Raw genomic sequence first — 473 nt, forward strand, 5'->3', positions numbered from 1 at the left:
CATAAAGCATTCAGATGGTGTTGAGATTGTGTGGTTTGATTTCTTACCATTTTATGAAAATGATAACAAGAGGGAATGGGGAATAACTATGCAAGAATGCTTTGAATTCCAAGGAGACACAAGAATAAGTAGCCAAGAATGGCTAGATTGTTGTATTAAGAAAGAAATCGGTAGCTTTTATTTTGCATGGTCTGGCTTAATTGATTTTATATTCCTCAAGAACATTGGATTATATTTTCTTGATGACGTAATTCATGAAGACCATAATTTTGGTTGCCTATTGTTTTTACAGAGCAATAATATCTATGTTTTAAAGGATAAACTGTATTTATATAGAATTAGAAGCAACAGTATTACTAACTTTGATTCCGACAATCCACACATAGTCCCACATTGCAAGCATATTTATAAGGCTTTTAATAATGCGAGAATGACTAAGCAATATCATATTGCCAGTAGTTGGTTTCTTATGC

Annotated in this window: 1 pseudogene; it reads left to right on the top strand. The window is 32.1% G+C overall.

Annotation, left to right across the window (positions count from 1 at the left end):
- A pseudogene (locus LS81_RS11475) lies at positions 1–473 on the top strand (glycosyltransferase family 2 protein); the annotation flags it as partial.

The sequence above is a fragment of the Helicobacter trogontum genome (genome assembly GCF_000765905.2).
In the GTDB taxonomy this organism is placed as follows: Bacteria; Campylobacterota; Campylobacteria; order Campylobacterales; family Helicobacteraceae; genus Helicobacter_A; species Helicobacter_A trogontum.